Annotated in this window: 20 protein-coding genes and 1 pseudogene; 6 read left to right on the forward strand and 15 right to left on the reverse strand. The window is 57.1% G+C overall.

Going from position 1 to position 18141, the window contains the following annotated elements; all coding sequences use genetic code 11:
* Positions 1–2: 2 nt before the first annotated feature.
* From ACT3RR_RS03835 to budA, 5 genes are all read right to left on the reverse strand, one after another.
* A complete protein-coding gene (locus tag ACT3RR_RS03835; RefSeq protein ID WP_353501771.1) occupies positions 3–794 on the reverse strand; it encodes an AraC family transcriptional regulator in 792 nt (263 codons plus the stop codon).
* A gap of 139 nt (positions 795–933) precedes the next feature.
* A complete protein-coding gene (locus ACT3RR_RS03840; protein ID WP_353501772.1) occupies positions 934–1401 on the reverse strand; it encodes a hypothetical protein in 468 nt (155 codons plus the stop codon).
* Between the two features lie 189 nt (positions 1402–1590).
* Complete coding sequence (locus tag ACT3RR_RS03845) at positions 1591–1989, reverse strand: RidA family protein (protein ID WP_353501773.1); 399 nt, start codon at positions 1987–1989, stop codon at positions 1591–1593.
* A 195-nt stretch (positions 1990–2184) separates the two neighbouring features.
* Positions 2185–3861, reverse strand: a complete 1677-nt coding sequence (gene alsS / locus ACT3RR_RS03850) for an acetolactate synthase AlsS (protein WP_496199775.1) — start codon at positions 3859–3861, stop codon at positions 2185–2187.
* A gap of 29 nt (positions 3862–3890) precedes the next feature.
* Positions 3891–4694, reverse strand: a complete 804-nt coding sequence (gene budA / locus ACT3RR_RS03855) for an acetolactate decarboxylase (protein ID WP_496199776.1) — start codon at positions 4692–4694, stop codon at positions 3891–3893.
* Positions 4695–4798: 104 nt separating this feature from the next.
* Between budA and ACT3RR_RS03860 the strand changes: the two genes are divergently transcribed.
* Positions 4799–5680: a LysR family transcriptional regulator gene (locus ACT3RR_RS03860; RefSeq protein ID WP_496199777.1), complete on the forward strand. Its 882-nt coding sequence runs from the start codon at positions 4799–4801 to the stop codon at positions 5678–5680.
* A 4-nt stretch (positions 5681–5684) separates the two neighbouring features.
* Here ACT3RR_RS03860 and ACT3RR_RS03865 read toward each other — a convergent pair whose 3' ends face one another.
* Positions 5685–6581: an oxidoreductase gene (locus ACT3RR_RS03865; protein WP_496199778.1), complete on the reverse strand. Its 897-nt coding sequence runs from the start codon at positions 6579–6581 to the stop codon at positions 5685–5687.
* Between the two features lie 211 nt (positions 6582–6792).
* Between ACT3RR_RS03865 and ACT3RR_RS03870 the strand changes: the two are divergent.
* Positions 6793–7478 (forward strand): annotated as a pseudogene (locus ACT3RR_RS03870) (cysteine hydrolase family protein).
* A gap of 81 nt (positions 7479–7559) precedes the next feature.
* Here the strand turns inward: ACT3RR_RS03870 and ACT3RR_RS03875 are convergent.
* The 6 genes from ACT3RR_RS03875 to ACT3RR_RS03900 form a co-directional block, all read right to left on the reverse strand.
* Positions 7560–8522 carry a GlxA family transcriptional regulator gene (locus tag ACT3RR_RS03875; RefSeq protein WP_496199779.1) on the reverse strand — a complete coding sequence of 321 codons (963 nt, stop codon included), beginning with the start codon at positions 8520–8522 and terminating at the stop codon, positions 7560–7562.
* Positions 8523–8662: 140 nt separating this feature from the next.
* Positions 8663–9277: an ATP-dependent Clp protease proteolytic subunit gene (locus tag ACT3RR_RS03880; protein ID WP_496199780.1), complete on the reverse strand. Its 615-nt coding sequence runs from the start codon at positions 9275–9277 to the stop codon at positions 8663–8665.
* A gap of 24 nt (positions 9278–9301) precedes the next feature.
* Positions 9302–9631 (reverse strand): SRPBCC family protein, encoded by a 330-nt coding sequence (locus ACT3RR_RS03885; protein WP_496199781.1) that lies wholly within the window; start codon positions 9629–9631, stop codon positions 9302–9304.
* Complete coding sequence (locus tag ACT3RR_RS03890; RefSeq protein ID WP_496199782.1) at positions 9631–9942, reverse strand: ArsR/SmtB family transcription factor; 312 nt, start codon at positions 9940–9942, stop codon at positions 9631–9633. Before ACT3RR_RS03890 ends, ACT3RR_RS03885 begins: the two co-directional genes overlap by 1 nt.
* Before the next feature lie 37 nt (positions 9943–9979).
* Positions 9980–10363: a tautomerase family protein gene (locus tag ACT3RR_RS03895; RefSeq protein WP_486029799.1), complete on the reverse strand. Its 384-nt coding sequence runs from the start codon at positions 10361–10363 to the stop codon at positions 9980–9982.
* A gap of 3 nt (positions 10364–10366) precedes the next feature.
* Positions 10367–10669 (reverse strand): carboxymuconolactone decarboxylase family protein, encoded by a 303-nt coding sequence (locus ACT3RR_RS03900; protein ID WP_496199783.1) that lies wholly within the window; start codon positions 10667–10669, stop codon positions 10367–10369.
* Between the two features lie 101 nt (positions 10670–10770).
* Here ACT3RR_RS03900 and ACT3RR_RS03905 point away from each other — a divergent pair, with 101 nt between their 5' ends.
* Positions 10771–11709, forward strand: coding sequence for a LysR substrate-binding domain-containing protein (locus tag ACT3RR_RS03905; RefSeq protein ID WP_496199784.1), 939 nt, complete (start codon positions 10771–10773; stop codon positions 11707–11709).
* On the opposite strand, the gene ACT3RR_RS03910 is transcribed toward ACT3RR_RS03905, so the two are convergent.
* Positions 11654–12325: a DUF1345 domain-containing protein gene (locus ACT3RR_RS03910; RefSeq protein ID WP_486029793.1), complete on the reverse strand. Its 672-nt coding sequence runs from the start codon at positions 12323–12325 to the stop codon at positions 11654–11656. The two genes, ACT3RR_RS03905 and ACT3RR_RS03910, sit on opposite strands and share 56 nt — an antisense overlap.
* A gap of 32 nt (positions 12326–12357) precedes the next feature.
* Positions 12358–12630 carry a hypothetical protein gene (locus ACT3RR_RS03915; protein WP_496199785.1) on the reverse strand — a complete coding sequence of 91 codons (273 nt, stop codon included), beginning with the start codon at positions 12628–12630 and terminating at the stop codon, positions 12358–12360.
* A 32-nt stretch (positions 12631–12662) separates the two neighbouring features.
* Here ACT3RR_RS03915 and ACT3RR_RS03920 point away from each other — a divergent pair, with 32 nt between their 5' ends.
* Genes ACT3RR_RS03920 through ACT3RR_RS03930 form a run of 3 tightly spaced genes read left to right on the forward strand, consistent with a single transcriptional unit; the run spans position 12663 to position 16741 of the window.
* Entirely contained in the window at positions 12663–13457 is a 795-nt protein-coding gene (locus tag ACT3RR_RS03920) for an IclR family transcriptional regulator (RefSeq protein WP_496199786.1), read from the forward strand.
* Positions 13450–14862, forward strand: a complete 1413-nt coding sequence (locus ACT3RR_RS03925; RefSeq protein WP_353501787.1) for a YfcC family protein — start codon at positions 13450–13452, stop codon at positions 14860–14862. The genes ACT3RR_RS03920 and ACT3RR_RS03925 overlap by 8 nt, the downstream gene beginning before the upstream one ends.
* 19 nt (positions 14863–14881) lie before the next feature.
* Positions 14882–16741 carry a CocE/NonD family hydrolase gene (locus ACT3RR_RS03930; protein WP_496199787.1) on the forward strand — a complete coding sequence of 620 codons (1860 nt, stop codon included), beginning with the start codon at positions 14882–14884 and terminating at the stop codon, positions 16739–16741.
* 57 nt (positions 16742–16798) lie between these two features.
* Here ACT3RR_RS03930 and ACT3RR_RS03935 read toward each other — a convergent pair whose 3' ends face one another.
* A complete protein-coding gene (locus ACT3RR_RS03935) occupies positions 16799–17986 on the reverse strand; it encodes a NupC/NupG family nucleoside CNT transporter (protein WP_496199788.1) in 1188 nt (395 codons plus the stop codon).
* Positions 17987–18141 lie beyond the last annotated feature (155 nt).

Consider the following 18141-nt stretch of genomic DNA (forward strand, 5'->3'; position numbering starts at 1 on the left):
CTCTAGGCCTCTTCCGACTGTTCGCGCATTAAAGACATATAGCGTCGCGGCGGCACGCCCAGCACGCGGGTGAACAGGGTGGTGAAGCTGCTGGCGCTGGAATAGCCCAGCTCCAGCGCGGTGGCGGTGATGGTATGACCGCGAGCCAGCTTATCGATAGAGGTCACCAGGCGCATATGCTCGCGCCAGCGGCGGAAAGTCATCCCCGTCTCGGCGACAAACAGCCGGGAGAGGGTGCGTTCACTGCTGTTCACCCGTGCGGCCAGCGCCTCAATGCTCAAATCCGCCCCCGGTTCCTGATGCAAAATAGCAATCGCCTTGCGCAAGCGTCGGTCCTGCCCGTGAGGCACAAACAGGCCGGGCGTGGCGACGGGACGCACCAGCTGTAATACCATCAGTTCGGCAATCAGCCCCAACGATTGCGCCACGCGCTCCGCATTTTTCTCCTGCTCATCCTCCAGCCTTACCGCCTCGCGGGCCAGTTCACGCAGCAAATCAGAGACCGCCAAAGCCCGACACTCGGCGGGCAGGCGCTGGGCAATCTGCGGCGGGAAGTTAACATTTATCAGCGAGGACGTTTCACTGTAAGACGCGGCGTGCGGCGTCTGTGGTGGCACCCATACGGCAAGTCCCGGCGGGGCCAGCCACCAACCTTTATCCGCCGTGACGCGCATTGTCCCGCCCAGCACCACCGTCAATTGCCCGCTATGGTGTTGATGCGTCGGCACACCGCCACCGGCAGGATGGACAATTAAACGGGCACTAAGAGGTAATGAGGATGGGGTGGTGGGCATAGTGGATTCGGTGGGCTAATGAGTTAGCCAGTAATAATAGCGCGATCAGCAACAAAAACTACCTTGTCCATAAAGGGCACATAGAAGAGGGGAAGTGCCTGCGCCTGATACCTTAATATCAGGCGCGAGGAAGGGCGGGTTAAGCCTGCGGGTCCTGCGTGATGTCGGTGATTTTAGGGCCTTGCGGGTCCTGAGGTTGTGGCTCGGCCACGGCCTGTTTGGTCGGCGGGGTGCTTAGCTCGGAGAAGGCTGGCTTGGAGGTGGCAACCGAGTAACCGACATACTTCTCATCATCCGGCGACGTGGTGACTTCTACCGATGGAATGGTCACGCGGCCAATCAGCGAACGGGCATAGCCGCCCACTTGGTGCTTACCGGCTGGCAGGTGGACTTCCATGCTTTCACCAATCGCCAGTGCACCGGCATCGCTGCCGTCTACGGTGACAAATACTTTGGTGCCATCGTCAGTTTTAGCCGGAACGTGGGTCACGGTGACGCGCGTCGGGCCTGAGGTAAAGTCAGGTGCTGGCTCGGCTGGGGCGTGTTTTGCACAACCGGTAAGCGCAAAAGCAGCCGCAACGGCGGCGAGGGTGAAACGATGAATCATAGCGCGGCATTTTCCTCTAAGGATTTTGTGATCTAAGTAGCAATATACCCGATCGGGAGAAAGAGATGAATGCAGCGACGGGGAACTCGGAGGATTCTATTGTCAGCAATAATAAATGGCGACTTACTGATTTAAGGGGAAAGCCCAACGTTTCAGCCAGACTCCCCTAAGGCTAATTTTCTAAAGCGCTCAGGCCGGGCGCTTCACCGCGATACATTTCACTTCAACCAGTAAGCCCGGATGAGCCAACTCGGTGACGCCGATGCAGGTCCATGCGCATTTCCCGCGAGGGAAAAGACGGTCTTTGACCCGGCGGAAAACGTCCATATGTTGTTTCATATCAACGTGATAAGTTGTCATCTCCACCACGTCGTCGAAGGTGCATCCCGCCTGTTCCAGCACGGTACGCAGGTTCTCCCAGCAGGCAGTGAACTGTGTTTCAGGATCGCTGATCACTTGCAAATCTGCCGTACGGCCAACCTGACCAGCGCAATAAAGGGTATTGCCGACCAGCACCGCTGGGGCGTAACCGGCTCTCTCTGCTAACGCTTGCATCGCCGGGGGCGTGATGATTTGTCTGTCTGACACGACGGAAATCTCCTAATTAGGATAGAAATTTACATGGGCAAATGCCCATCGCCTGAGGATTATCATACCTTTAGCAGAAGGAGATAGGGAGAGAGGCGGATTGTCATAAAGAGCTAAAGTAGCCTGCTAACGAATACCGAAAAGGGGGAAATAACGCCCTTGTTGAAAAGGGCGTTCGGGGCAGTGCACGCTTCGCTAGAACATTTCACCCATATTTAATTGCCCCATCAGCAGGGCGTTGTCGCTGTAATCCACCGGCACGGCGACCACCGCCGGGCCTTGCACGTCCATGGCGGCGCGCAAGGTGCTTTCCAGCGTGTCGGACGACGTGACGGCAAAACCCTTAGCGCCGAAGGCTTCGGCATAGGCTTTAAAGTCTATCGGGCCGAATTTTACGCCGGAAGTGCGCTGGTATTTCTTCTCTTCCTGAATCGCCACCATGTTGTAGCAATCATCCACCCAGATGATGTGCAGCAGATTCACGCCGAGCCGCACCGCGGTTTCCAGCTCCATGCTCGACTGCATAAAGCCGCCATCGCCGGACACCGACACCACTTTGCGGCCGGGTTCTACCAGCGCCGCGCCAATCGCCCACGGCAGCGCCACGCCCATGGTCTGTTGGCCGTTGGAAATCAACACCTGCCGCGCCCGGAAGCTATACAGATAGCGGGCGATCCAGATGTGGAAACTGCCCATATCCACGCACAGGGTGACGTCGCTGTTGACGATGTCCTGCATTGCCCGCACCAAACGAAGAGGATGAATGGCGAACTGGTTCAGGCTGCGGCCTTTCTGCGCCAGCAGTTCGCGCTGCTGGCGGCGGTCATCGAGGATCGAAAGTGTCTCGGTACTGAGGGTAAACTGCTGGTGGACCTGCTCGGTCAGCAAGTCCAGCGTGTCGGCGATGTCGCCCACCAGTTCAACATCCGGCGTGTAGTCGCTGTCCGTCTCGGCAGGCACCACGTCAACATGCACCAGCTCCGCCGTGCCGTTGCTCCACTGCGCCGGTTCATACTCCACCGGGCTGTAGCCGACGGTGATCACCAGATCAGCATTGCGCAGCAGGCGGTCACCGGCCTGATTGTTGAACAAGCCGACGCGTCCGGCAAAACGATGGAAGTGCGCCTGTTCAATCACGCCCGCCGCCTGGTAGGTGCTGGTGACCGGCAGGTCGCTTTTGTTGAGGAAGCGGCGAATGGCTTGTGCATTGCGCGGCTGGCTAGCCATCAGGCCGAGCAGCAGCACCGGCCTTTTGGCTTTCTTCAGGCAGGCGGAGACTTGGCGGATCGCGTCGTGCGGCGCGCTGCCGAGGGTTGGCGAGTGTGCACTCAGCAAGCGGCCCTGCGCCGGTTCATTGATAATGTCCATCGGCAGGCTGATAAAAGAGGCTCCGGGGCGGCCAAATTCGGCGGCGCGAAAGCCGTTCGCCAGCACTTCGGACAGGGCAGATGACGAGGTTACCTCGGCGGCGAACTTGGTCACCGGGCGGAACATCGACACCGTGTCCATGGTCTGGTGGACCTGTTTCACATGGTCGGCACGTTTTACCGCGCCGCCAATGGCCACCAGCGGATCGCCTTCTGAAGTGGCGGTCGCCACGCCGGTGATCAGGTTTGAGCAGCCGGGCCCCGAGGTGACCAGCGCCACGCCTGCTTTGCTGGTCAGGCGGCCGACGGCCCCGGCCATAAAGGCGGCGTTAGCCTCGTGGCGTACCGGAATGGTCACAATAGAGGAGTCGACCAGCGAGTCAAATACCCGGTCAATCTTGGCGCCGGGAATGCCAAACACGTGCTTCACGCCCTGTTGTTCGAGCTGGGCTACCACTAAGTCCGCGCCACATTTCCACGCATTTTTGCTGTCTGAATTTTTCATGATTACTGCTCCTGAGTGGATGTTGTGGATTAGCTTTCAACGGTGCGAATGGCGTCATCGAGGTTTTCGGGGCTGAGATCGGCCTGCATAAAGTCACTGTCCGTTGGGAAGTCGATCAGCAATTTGTCTACCGTGCCGAAGGTTAAAACGCCGCTTTCCAACTGATAATCCAGCACGTGGCCGCCGCTGCTGCGCTCGCGATTAATAAAGTGTTCGTGGTAACCGGCGACGTTAATGCCTTGCATATATTCCGGCGTGAGGAAGCCAATCAGCACCCCTTCGGAATTCTCAATATGGAAGGTCGGCTGGGCCTCAATGGCTTCCAGCATCGGCTTGTACGGACGGTGCTGTTCCGGCACGGTGCGGGTGTCAACGCGGCTAAACACGCCGTCAATGCGCAGGGCGCAGAAGGTGTTATTGCTGGCAATCACTTCATCGATGATCTGGTGAATTTCATCGCGGCTATGGGGCTTGTCGAGGTGATATTCATTAGTCGGGTTGAAGAATGTCATCACGGCAAACGGGGTTTTCTGATCAGGCTGCGCCCGTCGCGCCGTACCGTCGCCGCGCAGCTGGAAGATGTTGCTGTTGAAGGCGATCAGCTCGCCGTCAAGATGGTTGAAAGTGCCGAGGCCGAAATCGCCATGTTTCAGCAGGTCAGCCATGGTGGTGTTGCCTTCATAAACCCCGCTCAGCAGGGCGCTCATCATTGAGGACTGGTAGATAACGCGCTCAGGGTGCTGCTGCTGAAGTTGCAGGGCACTGCGCGTGATATCCGCCACGCAAGAGCAGTCGCTGTGGTCATCGTGGCGGTGAAGTTTGTGGGCTGTCATGGTGTCGCTCCGGTTGAAAATGGTTAGCGTTGTTAACTAAAGGTTGACTCCATTCAGCAGGGAGTTCCAATATGATGGAATGTTCACTTTGAGACGTTTTTGATATGGAACTTCGTCATCTGCGTTATTTCGTGACGGTGGCCGAAGCCGGGAACTTCACCCGCGCGGCCGAGCAACTTGGGATCTCACAGCCGCCGCTTAGCCAGCAAATTCAACGGCTTGAGCATGAAATTGGCGCGCCGCTGTTGCGGCGATTAACACGCAGTATTGAGCTGACCGAGGCGGGGAAGACCCTGTATGACGACGCGGTAAACATCCTCAAGCTGACCGATGTGGCGCTGGAAAGGGCGCGCAGCGTGGCGCGAGGTGTTAGTGGAACGTTACGCATTGGTTTTGCCAGCTCCACGGCGTTTAACCCGCAGGTGTTTGCGCTGCTGCATCGTTTCCGCGACAGCTATCCGGCAATGGAACTGTTGCCGCAGGAGAAGGAGATGTCGGCGCTGATGACCGCGCTGGCCGACGGCGCCATTGACGTGGCCTTTATTCGCCTGCCGTGTGAGCGCAGCAAAGATTTTGCCACGCGGGTGATTGATTTCGAGCAGATGGTGGTGGCCTTGCCGCACGCCCATCCGCTGGCGCAGGGGGGCAATATCAGCCTTGAATCGCTGAAAGATGAAACCCTGATCACCTTCCCACGCGACATCTCGCCGAGCCTGTATGACTCAGTGATTGCCGCCTGCAATGAAGCCGGGTTCACGCCGAAGCTGGGCCAGCAGTCACCTCAGGTGACGTCGGCAATCAGCATGGTTGCGACCGGTTTTGGCTACGCGGTGGTGCCCGCGTCGCTGGGGAAAATCGACGACGAGAATGTCAGCTTCCTGCCGCTGACCGGCCCGTCGCTGACCACGCAGGTGGCGCTGGCGTGGCGACGCAATGACAACGGCAAGGCGGTGCTGCGCTTTCTTAAACTGTTGGAAAACAGATAGTTTATCAGCCCGGCCCGTCGCTGCCGGCGGCGAGCAGCGGCACCACTAAGTCGCTGATTGGCGTGGCAATGCCGTGTTTGCGGCCATAGCGCTGCACCACGCCGTTGCGGATATCCCATTCAAGCTGCCGTCCCGCTTGTCGGTCGGCAAGAATCGACGTGCCCAAGTCGGCAGGGGATTGATGGAATCCCGCGATGATCTGCTGCGGGACGTCATCCCCCAAGTTTGCTCCTTCGGCCCGCGCCACGCTCAGGCATTCGCGCAGGTAAGCCAGCGCCAGCTCGGTAATGTCGCTACGAGAGAACATCCCCGCGCGGCGGCCCGTCAGCACCATCAGCCCGGCGACGGCATTCTGCAACAGCTTGCGCCACGCCACCGAAATGAAATCGGCCTCGACTTCAACTGAACACCTCGTCCCCTCGAGTGCCTGAATAACACGCTGAGCGGCGGGCATGTCGGGCAGGGTGAGGCGCGGCTTGCTGCGCAGCCATACTGACGCGTCGACTTCGCGCTGGGCGGGGAACCACACTACTGAAGGCAGCACTGGCCCTCCGGCAAGATAAGGTGCCAGCAAGTTCTGCTGCTCAACGCCGTTTTGCAGGGCGCAGACCACGGTTTGCGGGCCGCAGAGGGCGGACAACCAGGGGGCTATGGCGTCAATCTGGGTGGTTTTCACCGCCACAAAAACCAGATCGTAAGGCTGACTCAACTGTGGAACATCCACCTTTACCGGCCCCGGCACGCGGATCTCGCCTCCGTCGAAGCGCAGCTCAAGGTGCGGATGGGGCGTGCGGCCATAAATCGCCGGAGTACGCCCGACTTCGTGCATCACGGCGGCGATAGTGGTGCCAATTGCCCCGGGGCCAATCAGCGCAACGCGTGGGGAATCAAAGCTGTTCATGATTATCTTCCTGCCTGTTAGGTGACTGCGGTTTAACGCCTGCCAACATAATAAACATCTTATATGACACTTTCCCATGCCTATTTTGGCCCAATATGACTGCTTTTGGTGACCCCGGTGACTGTCTGAAAAGTGCGGCGAGTCGCACAATGCATCCCACAAATTGCGACGGAAAATGTCTTCTGTCGACCAATGATTAGGATGAAATTTAATGAAAAAGTTATTTGCATGCAGCGCACTGGCGTTATCTATGTCAGCTTCTAGTTTGGCGTTTGCCACCACGGCGGCACAGGCTCCGACTATTCGCACCATGTCCGGCGCGCAGGCGACGACTTCTCTTGAAGCCAACGCCACGGCGCTGATTGTGATCGACTTCCAAAACGAATATTTCAGCGGAAAATGCCGATTCCTGATGGTATGAAAGCCCTAAAAAACACCCAGCGTCTGGTGAAATTCGCCCATGACCACAAAATGCCAGTGTTCTTCGTCCGCCACCTTGGCCCAGCCAATGGCCCGCTGTTCGCCGAAGGCAGTAAATTTGCTGAGTTCCACAAAGACCTGCAACCGACCAGCGTTGACCACGTAATCACCAAAGCCACGCCAAGCTCCTTCGTCGGGACTGACTTGGATAAACAGCTGAAAAAGCTGGGGATCAAGAAGCTGCTGGTCACAGGTTTGATGACCCACATGTGTGTCTCTTCCACGGCGCGCGACGCCGTGCCATTGGACTATGAAGTGATTATTCCAGAAGACGCCACTGCAACCCGTGACCTGGCGACGTGGGATAACAAGGTGGTAGATCACGCAACGCTGCAACGCGCAGCACTGGCGGGCGTAGCTGACGTGTTTGCCGAAATCAAAACTACCGACGCCGTGCTGGAACTGCCGGTTCACTAATTCACACTAAGCCTGCATCCACTATTCCCGCCCGGTGATATCAGCCGTGGCGGGATTTTTATTGGCGACATTCCAACCGCGTTATTCTCCCAGCGTTTTAAATTCCCGGCGATAGAGTGAAGGCGAGGTTTTAAATTGCTGCTGGAAGTGGCGACGCATGGAAAGAGCAGAGCCGAAACCTGATTCTTGCGCGATGCGTTCAACCGGCTGGTCCGTTTTTTCCAGAAAGCGTTGGGCGACGGAAAGGCGCTGGTTTAACAGCCATTGGGTGAAAGTGGTGCCAGTGACCTGCTGAAAACGGCGGGTGAAGCTGCGGCGGCTCATCAAGGCTTTGTCTGCCAGTTGCTCTACGGTCAATGCCTGTTGCAGGTGGGAAGAGGCCCAGTTCAAAGCCTGCATAAAGCGGTCGCCGCCCGCCGTGTTATACACCGGCTGCTCAACAAACTGCGCCTGTCCGCCCTGACGGTGGGGCGGAACCACCAACTGGCGTGCCACCGAGTTGGCAATGTCCGCGCCACACTGCTGGCGAACCAGATGCAGACAGCAGTCAATGCTGGCCGAGGTGCCTGCGGAGGTCACAATGTCGCCGTCATCTACATAAAGTACGTTTTGGTCCACCTTCAGCGACGGGTAGAGACGCATAAAATCGTTCATCCAGTTCCAGTGGGTGGTGGCCGGGCGGCCATCGAGTAACCCCGCCGCTGCCAGAACAAAAGCCCCCATGCATAAGCCGACCACTTTGGCACCGCGCTGGTGGGCGCGAAGCAGGGCATCAATCAGCTCTTGTGGCGGCAAAACCTCCGGCTGACTCCAGCTCGGCACAATCACCATATCCGCCTCTTCCAGCTTATGTAGCCGGTGATCCGCTACGATGGAAAAGCCGGTGTTGGTGCGCAACGGGCCGGACTCTATGCCACAAACAAACAGTTGATACAAAGGCTTACCCTTGGCATCCACTGCCTTTTCAAACACGGCGCAAGGCACGGAGAGGTGGAAAGGGATGATGTCGTTAAATACTACAATTCCGATTTTAATCGCGGACATAAGTCCTCCTGTGCCTGCTGAATCGGCACCAAGCTCGACAGCTAATCAGGTTTTAGGAGGTTCGAGAAAGGTTGTCAACGCCTTTAGGCCCTCGCTGACAATTATCATTTTTGTCCTACACAGAACCCGGCAAAGAGCACTTAAAGCAGATTCTCCGCGGGCTGGCGATGGTGCAGCACGCGGTCAATCAATCCCCATTCGGCCGCCTGCTCGGCGGTCATAAAGTTATCGCGATCCAGCGCTCGCTCGACCTCTTCGGTGGTGCGCCCGCAGTGCTCGGCATAGAGCTTAATCATCAAGCTTTTGGTTCGCTGCATGTTCTGCGCGTGGATGAAAATATCCGTGGCTTGCCCCTGAAATCCGCCCGACGGCTGATGTACCACCACGGAGGCATTAGGCAAGGCAAGGCGATGCCCCGACTCTCCGGCCATCAGCAAGAATGACCCCATCGACCCCGCCGTGCCCATGCACAGCGTGTGAACCGGTGCCTGAATAAAGCGCATGGTGTCGTAAATCGCCAATCCGCTGGTCACTGACCCGCCGGGGGAGTTGATGTAGAGATTAATCGGCCGCTGAGGGTTTTCTGCCTCTAAAAACAGCATTTGCGCGCAGATTAAAATCGCCATGCCGTCATTCACTTCGCCATTGAGAAAGATGATCCTTTCACGCAGCAGACGCGAATAGATGTCGAAAGAGCGCTCGCCGGTGCTGGATTGCTCCACCACCATCGGGATAAGTTGCATCGCGTCTGGCATAAAACCTCCAAAGTTTACATGTGGTTAGGCGGCGCACATCAGCAGGGCGTCGGCATCGTTGGCGGCAATTCTGACATCATCTAGGGTGTGAACAATCTTCAGCACGCTGCCGTCGCCGTGGTCGGGCCGAATCTGAAACAGCACCGTGCTTTCGAGGTACGGCGGCTGGTCGTCGCGCATGCGCAAACGTAGCTCTTGGTTGGGCGTGGCGCTCAGTGGTTCGGCGCTAGCGATCAGGCTATTCGGCAGCCACTGCTGGCGCAAATTGGGGGTGCTGATGGCCCGCCAGACCTTCTCCGGCGGGGCGTCGAGCCGGTATTCCAGCTCAAGCCGTGGGGGCGATTTTTGCGTCATTATTCCATGTCCTTCAACAAGGTTTTAAGACTGCCGATACGCTCAGGCCAGAAGGCGCGGTACTTCGCCAGCCATTGCGCGATAAGGGCGACGCCATCCGGGTCGACGTCGTAATTCACAAATCTACCCTGTTTTTCTTCGCGGATCAGATGGGCGTTACGCAGCACCGCCAGATGCTGCGACATGGCGGACTGGCTGATGGGCAAACCTTCGCGCAGGGCGCTGGCATTCATGCTGCCCGCCACCAGTTTGTCGAAGATGGCGCGGCGGGTGGGGTCCGCCAGCGCTTTAAAGATGTCATTTTCATTCATACAAACACATTAGTAGGTACTTATGTGTTGTGCAAGTTTAGGCCGAGGCTATTTTTCCTTCAGCAAAACACCAGTCATCGAGGCTGTTGAATTGCACCGTCACCATCACGTCTGACGGGCTGATTGCCAGGGCCGCAACTAGCCTGTCGGTCAGCAGCTGGTAGAATTCGGCTTTCTGCGCGCTGCTGCGCGGCTTGCCGCCAAGAATTGAAAACAGCAGAAAACGCGGGGTCCGGCCCTGCGCCAGATAGTGCGGGTCATACACCAGTTCCCCCGGCGCTTTGGGGTCTAGCACCTGAAAACGGTCATTGGCGGGGACGGAAAAGGCATCCACCAGTGTCTGATGCAAAATCGCGGAAACCTGTGTTATTTGTTCCGCGTCGTAGCTGGCTTGGTGAAAGGTAATGCGCGAAATCGGCATAGATTACTCCTGCGGCAGACATTCAAGGGCGGCCACGGCGGCGGGCCATCCGGCGTAGAAAGCCAGATGGGTGAACAGTTCGACAAGCTCTTGGCGCTCGACGCCGTTACTCAACGCGAAATTGATGTGCCAAGGGATCTGCCCGGTGCGGCCAAGGGCGGTGAGCGTCGCCAGCGTGATCAAACTCCGGTCGCGGGGTGTTAAATCCGGGCGTTGCCAGATATCACCAAACAGCACGTCGCGAGTGAGTTCGGACAGTTTTGGGGCAACCCGTTGCAGGGTTTCTCGATTTAAAGGCTGGGACATGGGTAACTCCTGATAAGTGGTGACAGGAGGATTGTTGCTCGGGTATAAGGTTTATAAAATCGAAATATTCGCAATAAAATGTCCATAAAATCGGGAGTGTTATGACGCCTATTACCTCAACGCTGGACCTCGACGCGCTGCGCAGTTTTGTGGTGGGAATTGAGTGCGGCAGCTTTGCTCAGGCCGCCGCGCGCCTGCACCGATCTACCTCGGCGGTGAGCGTACACGTCAAAAAGCTTGAGCAGCAGTGTCAGGCGCAACTGGTGAAAAAGCAGGGGCGTCACTTGGTGCTGACACCCTGCGGTGAGCGGCTGATGGGCTACGCCAAACGACTTTTGGCGGTCAATGATGAAGCCCTGATGTCGCTGCGCGGTGCGTTATTGCAGGGCAGCGTGCAGCTCGGCTTGCAGGAGGATTTTGGTGAAAGCTTAATTCCGCCGGTGCTCGGGCAGTTTGCCAAAGCCCACGACGGCGTGCAGGTGACGGCGCATATCGCCCGCAATCAGGTGCTGATAGAAGCGACGGAAAGCGGCGAGATGGATTTGGCGCTGATCTGGTGCCAGCAGCCGCCGCACAATGCGTTTATGCCGTTGAAAAGATTGCCGCTGCGCTGGATCTCCACCCCGGATTTCCCCCTCAGCGACTTTATCCAGCGCGGCGATCCGGTGCCGCTGGTGATGTTCGACTCACCGTGCCTGTTTCGCAAATGCACCACCGACGCGCTGGACGCCGCAGGCATTGCCTGGCGGGTGGCCTTTGTCAGCCAGAGCCTGGGCGGGATATGGGCGGCGGTGAATGCGGGATTAGGGATCACCGTGCGCTCGGCCATTGGCGTGCCGCACTCGCTGACGTCAAACCTCAGCGCCCAGCTGCCCGCGCTGCCTTCCATGGGCATCGGCCTGATCCAACGCCAGCCGAAGCCCCCGGCAGTGGTGGAACAACTAAAGCAATTGCTATTACTGGAGCTGGAGCGGCAGCTGTGGGCTAGCTCATTAACCCCGCCGCAACGTTTACCGACAGCCCCAGCACCGCCAGATTAAACACAAATGCCAGCACCGATTGGATCAGCGTAATGCGCCGGACTTCAGTATTACCGGTGGCGACATCGGCAGTCTGGCAGGCCACCGCCAGCGTGAAAGAGAAGTAGAGGAAGTCCCAATATTCCGGCTTGTCGATTTTATCCGGAAATAGCAGCGCCTTGTGGGACTCCGCGCCGCGCCGGTAATAGAGATGGGCGTAATGCATCGAAAAGGCGGTCGGCAGCAGCGACCAGGAGACAATTAGCGTGGTCACGGTAAGAATTAAATGGAAGGATTTCGCCGTGCCGGAGAGCTGTTTCACCGTGCTCAGCTCCATAAAAATCACCAGCATACTCACCAGACAGGTGATGCTGACCAGCGTCAGCACCTGCGTGGCGCTCTCATCCTGCGACTGCGCCACCTCGCGAATTCGCTCGGGCTTAGCGGTCATCATCTGTACCCAAATCAAAATCAGGTAGAGCCACGCCAGCACATTCCAGCTGACCATTAACCGTTCAAAAACAGACAGATGTACCGCAAATAGTGGCAATAAAAAGTAGCATGCCACTCCCGCGATAATGGCGCAGAGCAGGCGCGGGCGGTTATGAACATAGTGCTTGAGGGGGAAGAGGGACATGGCGCGGCAAAACCTCAGGTTAATCAGTTAAGTTAACTGTAGCCGTGAAATGGTTTTCTCACCTTAGGCCCACTCTGGATCGCAAAGATCGAAAAAGATAACAAATTGTTAAAAATCTTCGCGTAGAACAAAATCCAGTCATCTCGCCTGTCATTACCTCTCTCCGCCAAAGTAAAAACTGTCCATTTTTTATCTGCTGCTATTAAACACCATCCCCAATCGCTTTGCGCCAAATGCCCCTGCCTTGTCAGCGCATAAGAAACATGCAAGTCTGCATTTCCTCCTAAAATGAAACGTTGGTTCATCTAGTGAACCGATTGATAATAAAGGAAATTTAATGACGGAATTCAATGTGGCTAGCGTGGATAGCGCGCTGCGTTTGCTTAACCTGCTGGCGGAAAACCCGGGGCTAGGGCTGAGTGCGATCGCCCGCAAAAGCGGCCTCACCAAGTCGCGCACCTATCGCCTATTGTGCACGCTGGAAAACCAGTTTTTTGTCCAACGCTCCGGGGAGCCGGTGACTTACCGGCTGGGGCATCAGCTGCTGGTGCTGGGCGTCAATGCCCGTCGGCAGATTAACCTGACGGAAATCGCCGAGCCGGTGCTCGACCAGCTCAGCCAGCAGTTGAATGAAAACCTGCAAATTCGTCTGCGCGAAGGGAGTGAAATCGTGCAGATCGCCGTGCGCACCTCGCGGCAAGTGCTGCAAGTGCGCAGCGCGGTGGGCAACCGCCGCAAGCTGGGGGCCGGGGCCTCCGGTAAGTTGCTGCTGGCCTATGCGCCGGAAGAGCTGCGGGATGAATTTTTGCAGCAGTCACCGCAGTCGGAGGCTCTCCGCGCCTTATTAGCCGACATTCGTCAGCGGCAGCTCTGCTGTTCACAGGGCGAATTAACCACGGGCGTCTGGGCATTCGCCGTGCCGGTTTTTGATAATCACAATCGCTGCGCGGCCTCCCTCAGTCTTAGCGCCCCCGCCGGTCGGGCGGAACAATATCAGCAGCCGATGATTGAGGCGCTGCATCGCGCCGCGGCGCAGATCTCTCACCAGTTGGGCAGTCCGGCCTATGGCTCGCTGCCGCTGGCCCCACTCCTCGCTTCCTATCATGACAATAAGGCGGAAATTGATGGCTGATCTCTCAAAAGAGGCTGCACCGGCGAACTCGCCAATGCGCCAGATGAATCCAACTTTGGTACTGCTGTTTATCGTGCTGCTGGCAGTGGTGATGACCTGGGTGCTGGACTCCGGGCAGTTTCAGCATGAAGGCAAAAAAGTGCTGCCCGGCACCTATCAGGTGATCGACAAAAGCTTCTCGCTGGGGCAAGTGGTGGGGCTTGGCGCAGCGGACAGCAGCGCGCAGGCCCAGCCCGCCAGCCTGATTGACGGCTTTCTGGCGATCCCGGCTGGCATCATCAAGCAGGCCAGCCTGATTGTCATGGTGCTGTTCATCGGCGGCATGTTTGGCATTTTGAACGAGGCGGGGGCGATCTCGGCGTCGCTCGAAAGGCTGCTCAGCGTCACTAAAGGCAATATCTACCTGCTGGTGCCTTTCCTGATGATTGCCTTCTCGGCGGGTAGCACCTTTATGGGGCTAGCCAAGGAGTATCTGCTGGTGATCCCCATTGTGGTGGCGCTGATGAATCGCCTCGGGCTGCCGAATATTCTGGGGCTGGCTATTGTGGCGATCGCAGTAAAAGTCGGCTATTTGGCGTCGATCACCAACCCTTACGCACTCTCCATCGCCCAGCCGCTGGTCGGCCTGCAAATTTTTAGCGGCCTGAGCATGCGCGTCTTCTCTTACTGCGTGTTTATGTTTTTTGGCGTGCTGTACGTGCTGTGGGCCATTCGCAAACACGGCAAGCTGAAGGACGCCACGGTGGCGTTTTCCGCCACGCGCCTCTCTTCGCGCCACACCCTGATGATGCTGACCCTGACGGTGGGCATCGCTTTCATGGTGTACGCCGCCAACCAGTGGCAGTGGAAAAACGCCCAGTTGGCCTCTTACTATCTGTTTATGAGCATGATTTTCGCTGCGATGAGTGGCTTAGGGGCCAGCGCCTCGGCCGACGCCTTTGTCAGCGGCATGAAGAAAGTGCTGATTGCCGGATTGCTGATTGGGCTGGCGACGGCGGTGGAAATCGTCCTTAGCCAAGGCAAGGTGATGGACACGCTGATTAACGATCTGGTGCAGCTGGTGGGGCAGCACGGCGCCTATGTCTCGGCCTACGGCATGTTTATCTGCCAGCTGCTGCTCGACATCGTGATCCCTTCAACCTCGGGGCAGGCCGCCGTGACCATGCCGATCCTCGGGCCGCTCGGCCAGCTCTCCGGCGTCGCGCCGCAAACGACCGTGCTGGCGTTCTTATTCGGTAATGGGCTGACCAATATGATCACCCCAACTTCCAGCGGGCTGCTGATTTTCCTTGCGTCGGCGCAGGTGGGCTGGACCCAGTGGGCGAAATTTATCCTGCCGCTATTTATCTTTTTCATGCTGTTGAGTATCGCCATGCTGACCTTTGCCGTTTCGATTGGCTATTAATGAAAACAAGGAGCGTTTTGTGAACAGAAGTCAGTCTGAAGTGGTCAGGCAGGGGATGGTGCGTTTGGCCGATTGCCGGGTGGCGATGCGCGACGGCGTGCATCTGTCGACCGATGTCTATCTGCCGGATGCGCCGATTGCGCGCCTGCCAGTGGTTATCGAGCGCACGCCCTATGACAAGCGCGGGCAATCGCGCTCGGAGGTGAATCGCGACGGTACGCAGATATCGCGCGAAGCCATGGCGCTGGCGCTGGTCCGGCGTGGCTACGCGGTGGTGTTTCAGGATTGTCGCGGTCGCTACGGCTCGGAGGGAATATTTACCAAATACACTTCGGAAGGGCCGGACGGCGTCGACACGCTGGCGTGGATCCTCCAGCAGTCTTGGTGTAATGGGCAGATTGGCAGCATGGGGTTATCTTATGCCGCCCACACCCAGATGGCGATGGCCTGCCTCAACCCGCCGGGGCTGAAAACCATGGTGCTGGACTCCGGCGGGTTCAGCAATGCCTATCGCTGTGGTATTCGTCAGGGCGGTGCGTTCGAGCTAAAACAGGCCACTTGGGCCTATAAGCAGGCGAAAGAGAGCCCGGAAGCACAGCAAAATCCACTGATCCTTCAGGCTCTTGAGCAGGAAAATATCCGCGACTGGTTTGCCGCCATGCCGTGGACGCCGGGCCATTCGCCGCTGCGCCACGTGCCGGAGTATGAGGCTTATCTGTTCGAGCAGTGGTCGCAGGGCACCTTCGGGCCATACTGGCAGCAAAACGGTATTTATGCCGAGGGGAGCTATGAGCACATCCCGGATATGCCGGTGCTGTTTATGTCGAGCTGGTATGACGCCTACGTCAGCTCCACGCTGGATAACTTTAATGCATTTTGCCGTGGGAAAACCGCGCCGCAGCGCCTGATCATGGGGCCGTGGCTGCACGGCGATCGAAATGTGACTTATAGCGGCAACGTGGAGTTTGGCGAGGCGGCGGCCTTTGACGCCAATGTGGAGACTGACTGGCTGAGTTGCCGAATCGACTGGTTCGACCGCTGGCTCAAACCGGCTGAAGCCCAGCCGCAGGGCCATCAGGTTACTGTTTTCGCCATGGGCGGCGGCAGTGGCAAGCAAGATGACAATGGGCGACTCATTCACGGCGGCCAGTGGATGCACGATGTGCAATGGCCGCTGGCGGAGAGTCAAAAACAGGTGCTGTATCTGCATGCCGACCACAGCCTGCTGTCGCAGCCGCCGGAGAGCGCGCAGGGCGAATTGCGCTATCAGGCCGACCCACGCCAGCCGGTGCCGACCCTCGGCGGGGCGCTGACCTCCGGCCTGCCGGTGTTTGCGGGGGGCGCTTTCGACCAGCGGGAAACGCCGGAGTTCTTCGGCAGCCGGGGAGACAATCTGCCGCTCAGCGCCCGCTCTGACATTCTGGTGTTTGAAACTGGGCCGCTGACTGAAGACCTGCTGGTGGCGGGGGAGATCCGCGTCCACCTGTGGGTAGCCAGTGACGCGCCAGACACCGATTTCACCGCCAAACTGGTGGATATCTACCCGCCCTCGGAGGACTACCCGCAGGGCTATGCGATGAATATCACCGACGGAATCATTCGCTGCCGTTATCGCAACGGCTGGGAGCAGGAGCAGATGCTGACGCCGGGCGAGGCGGTGGAAGTGGTCATCGAGCCTTTCGCCACTTGTAACCTGTTCCGCGCTGGACATCGCCTGCGACTGGATATCGCCAGCAGCAACTTCCCGCATTTTGACTGCAACCCCAATAGCGGCGAGCCGGAGGGGCAGGCGCGATTAAAACGGGTGGCGACCAATAGCGTATTTGTTGGCGCGGGGAGAGCCTCAAGGCTGGAGCTGACGGTGAAGAAAGTGAATTAAAGCGGGAGGAGAAGCAGGGTGCAGCCGTGGCGGCTGCACCCTGAGAGTTCGCGGGGATTAACGGTAAACCAGACCCACGATTGAAGCAGACAGCAGGCTCACCAGCGTTGCGCCAACCAGCAGGCGGAAGGCGGCGCGAGCTACCATGTTACCCTGAACCTCTTCGATACTTTTTACGGCACCGGCGATGATGCCGACGGTAGAAATGTTAGCGAAGGAGACCAGGAACACCGACAGAATCGCCACGGTGCGGGGTTCCAAATGGGCAATCAGGTCTTTCATCTGCAGCATGGCAACGAATTCGTTAGCCACGATTTTGGTGCCCATAATGCTACCAGCGGTCAGTGAGTCTTGGCTCACAATGCCGGTCAACCACGCCACAGGGTAGAACAGATAGCCAATGATGTCCTGGAAGCTCTTACCGAAGCCGCCGAGGAAGATGGCGTTGACCATCGCCAGCAGGGCGTTAAAGCCAACCAGCATCGCGGCAACGATCATCGCCATTTTGAAACCGGCCATGATGTACTCGCCCAGCATTTCTACGAAGCTGTGTTTCGGCACGTTCAGTTTCGGCATTTGATTATCGGCTTCGTCAGAATACGGGTTAACCACCTGCAACACGGCGAAGGTCGAAAGCATATTCAGGATAAGCGACAGCATCACGTAACGCGGTTCCAACAGGGTCATATAAGAACCCACAATAGACATGGAAACGGTAGAGATAGCGGTTGCCGATAATGTATACATGCGGCGTTCATTAAGGTGCGGAACAATATCTTTAATAGCGATGAAGTTTTCTGATTGCCCGACCAATAAAGAACTCACGGCATTAAAGGATTCCAGACGCGGCATTCCATTAATTTTGGATAAGAGATAGCCGATGCCTTTAATCATTAATGGCAGAATACGTAAATGCTGGAGAATACCAATCAGCGCGGAAATAAAGATGATTGGGCATAATACGAATAAGAAGAAGCTGAACTGGTTGTCATTCACCAGACCGCCAAATACAAAGTCTGTACCGACGCGAGCGTAGCTCATCAAGTTAGTAAACACGCCAGATAGCCCAGAGATCAAGTACACACCGGCCTGGCTGTATAACAGCACCCATGCCAGTGCGATTTCAATCACCAGAATTTGCACTACAAACCGCAATTTAACACCGCGTTTGTTGTAGCTTATCAGCCAGCCGATACCGAATATCATTATAAGGCTCAGAAGGAAATGCAATATATTTGACGCCATAAAGGCTCCAATGAGTGTGAGTGGTGTTTTAAAGCGCGCACTATAGCAGCAACGTCACAAAACTCACCTGATTTTTTCATAATGTTTGTCATGAGCAATCGATTGCGTTCAAAAAAGGAACAAACAGACTCTGTTACTTTAAATAATGCCCTGAA

Origin of the sequence: Ewingella sp. AOP8-B2-18, assembly GCF_052376015.1 — a bacterium.
In the GTDB taxonomy this organism is placed as follows: domain Bacteria; phylum Pseudomonadota; class Gammaproteobacteria; order Enterobacterales; family Enterobacteriaceae; genus Ewingella; species Ewingella allii.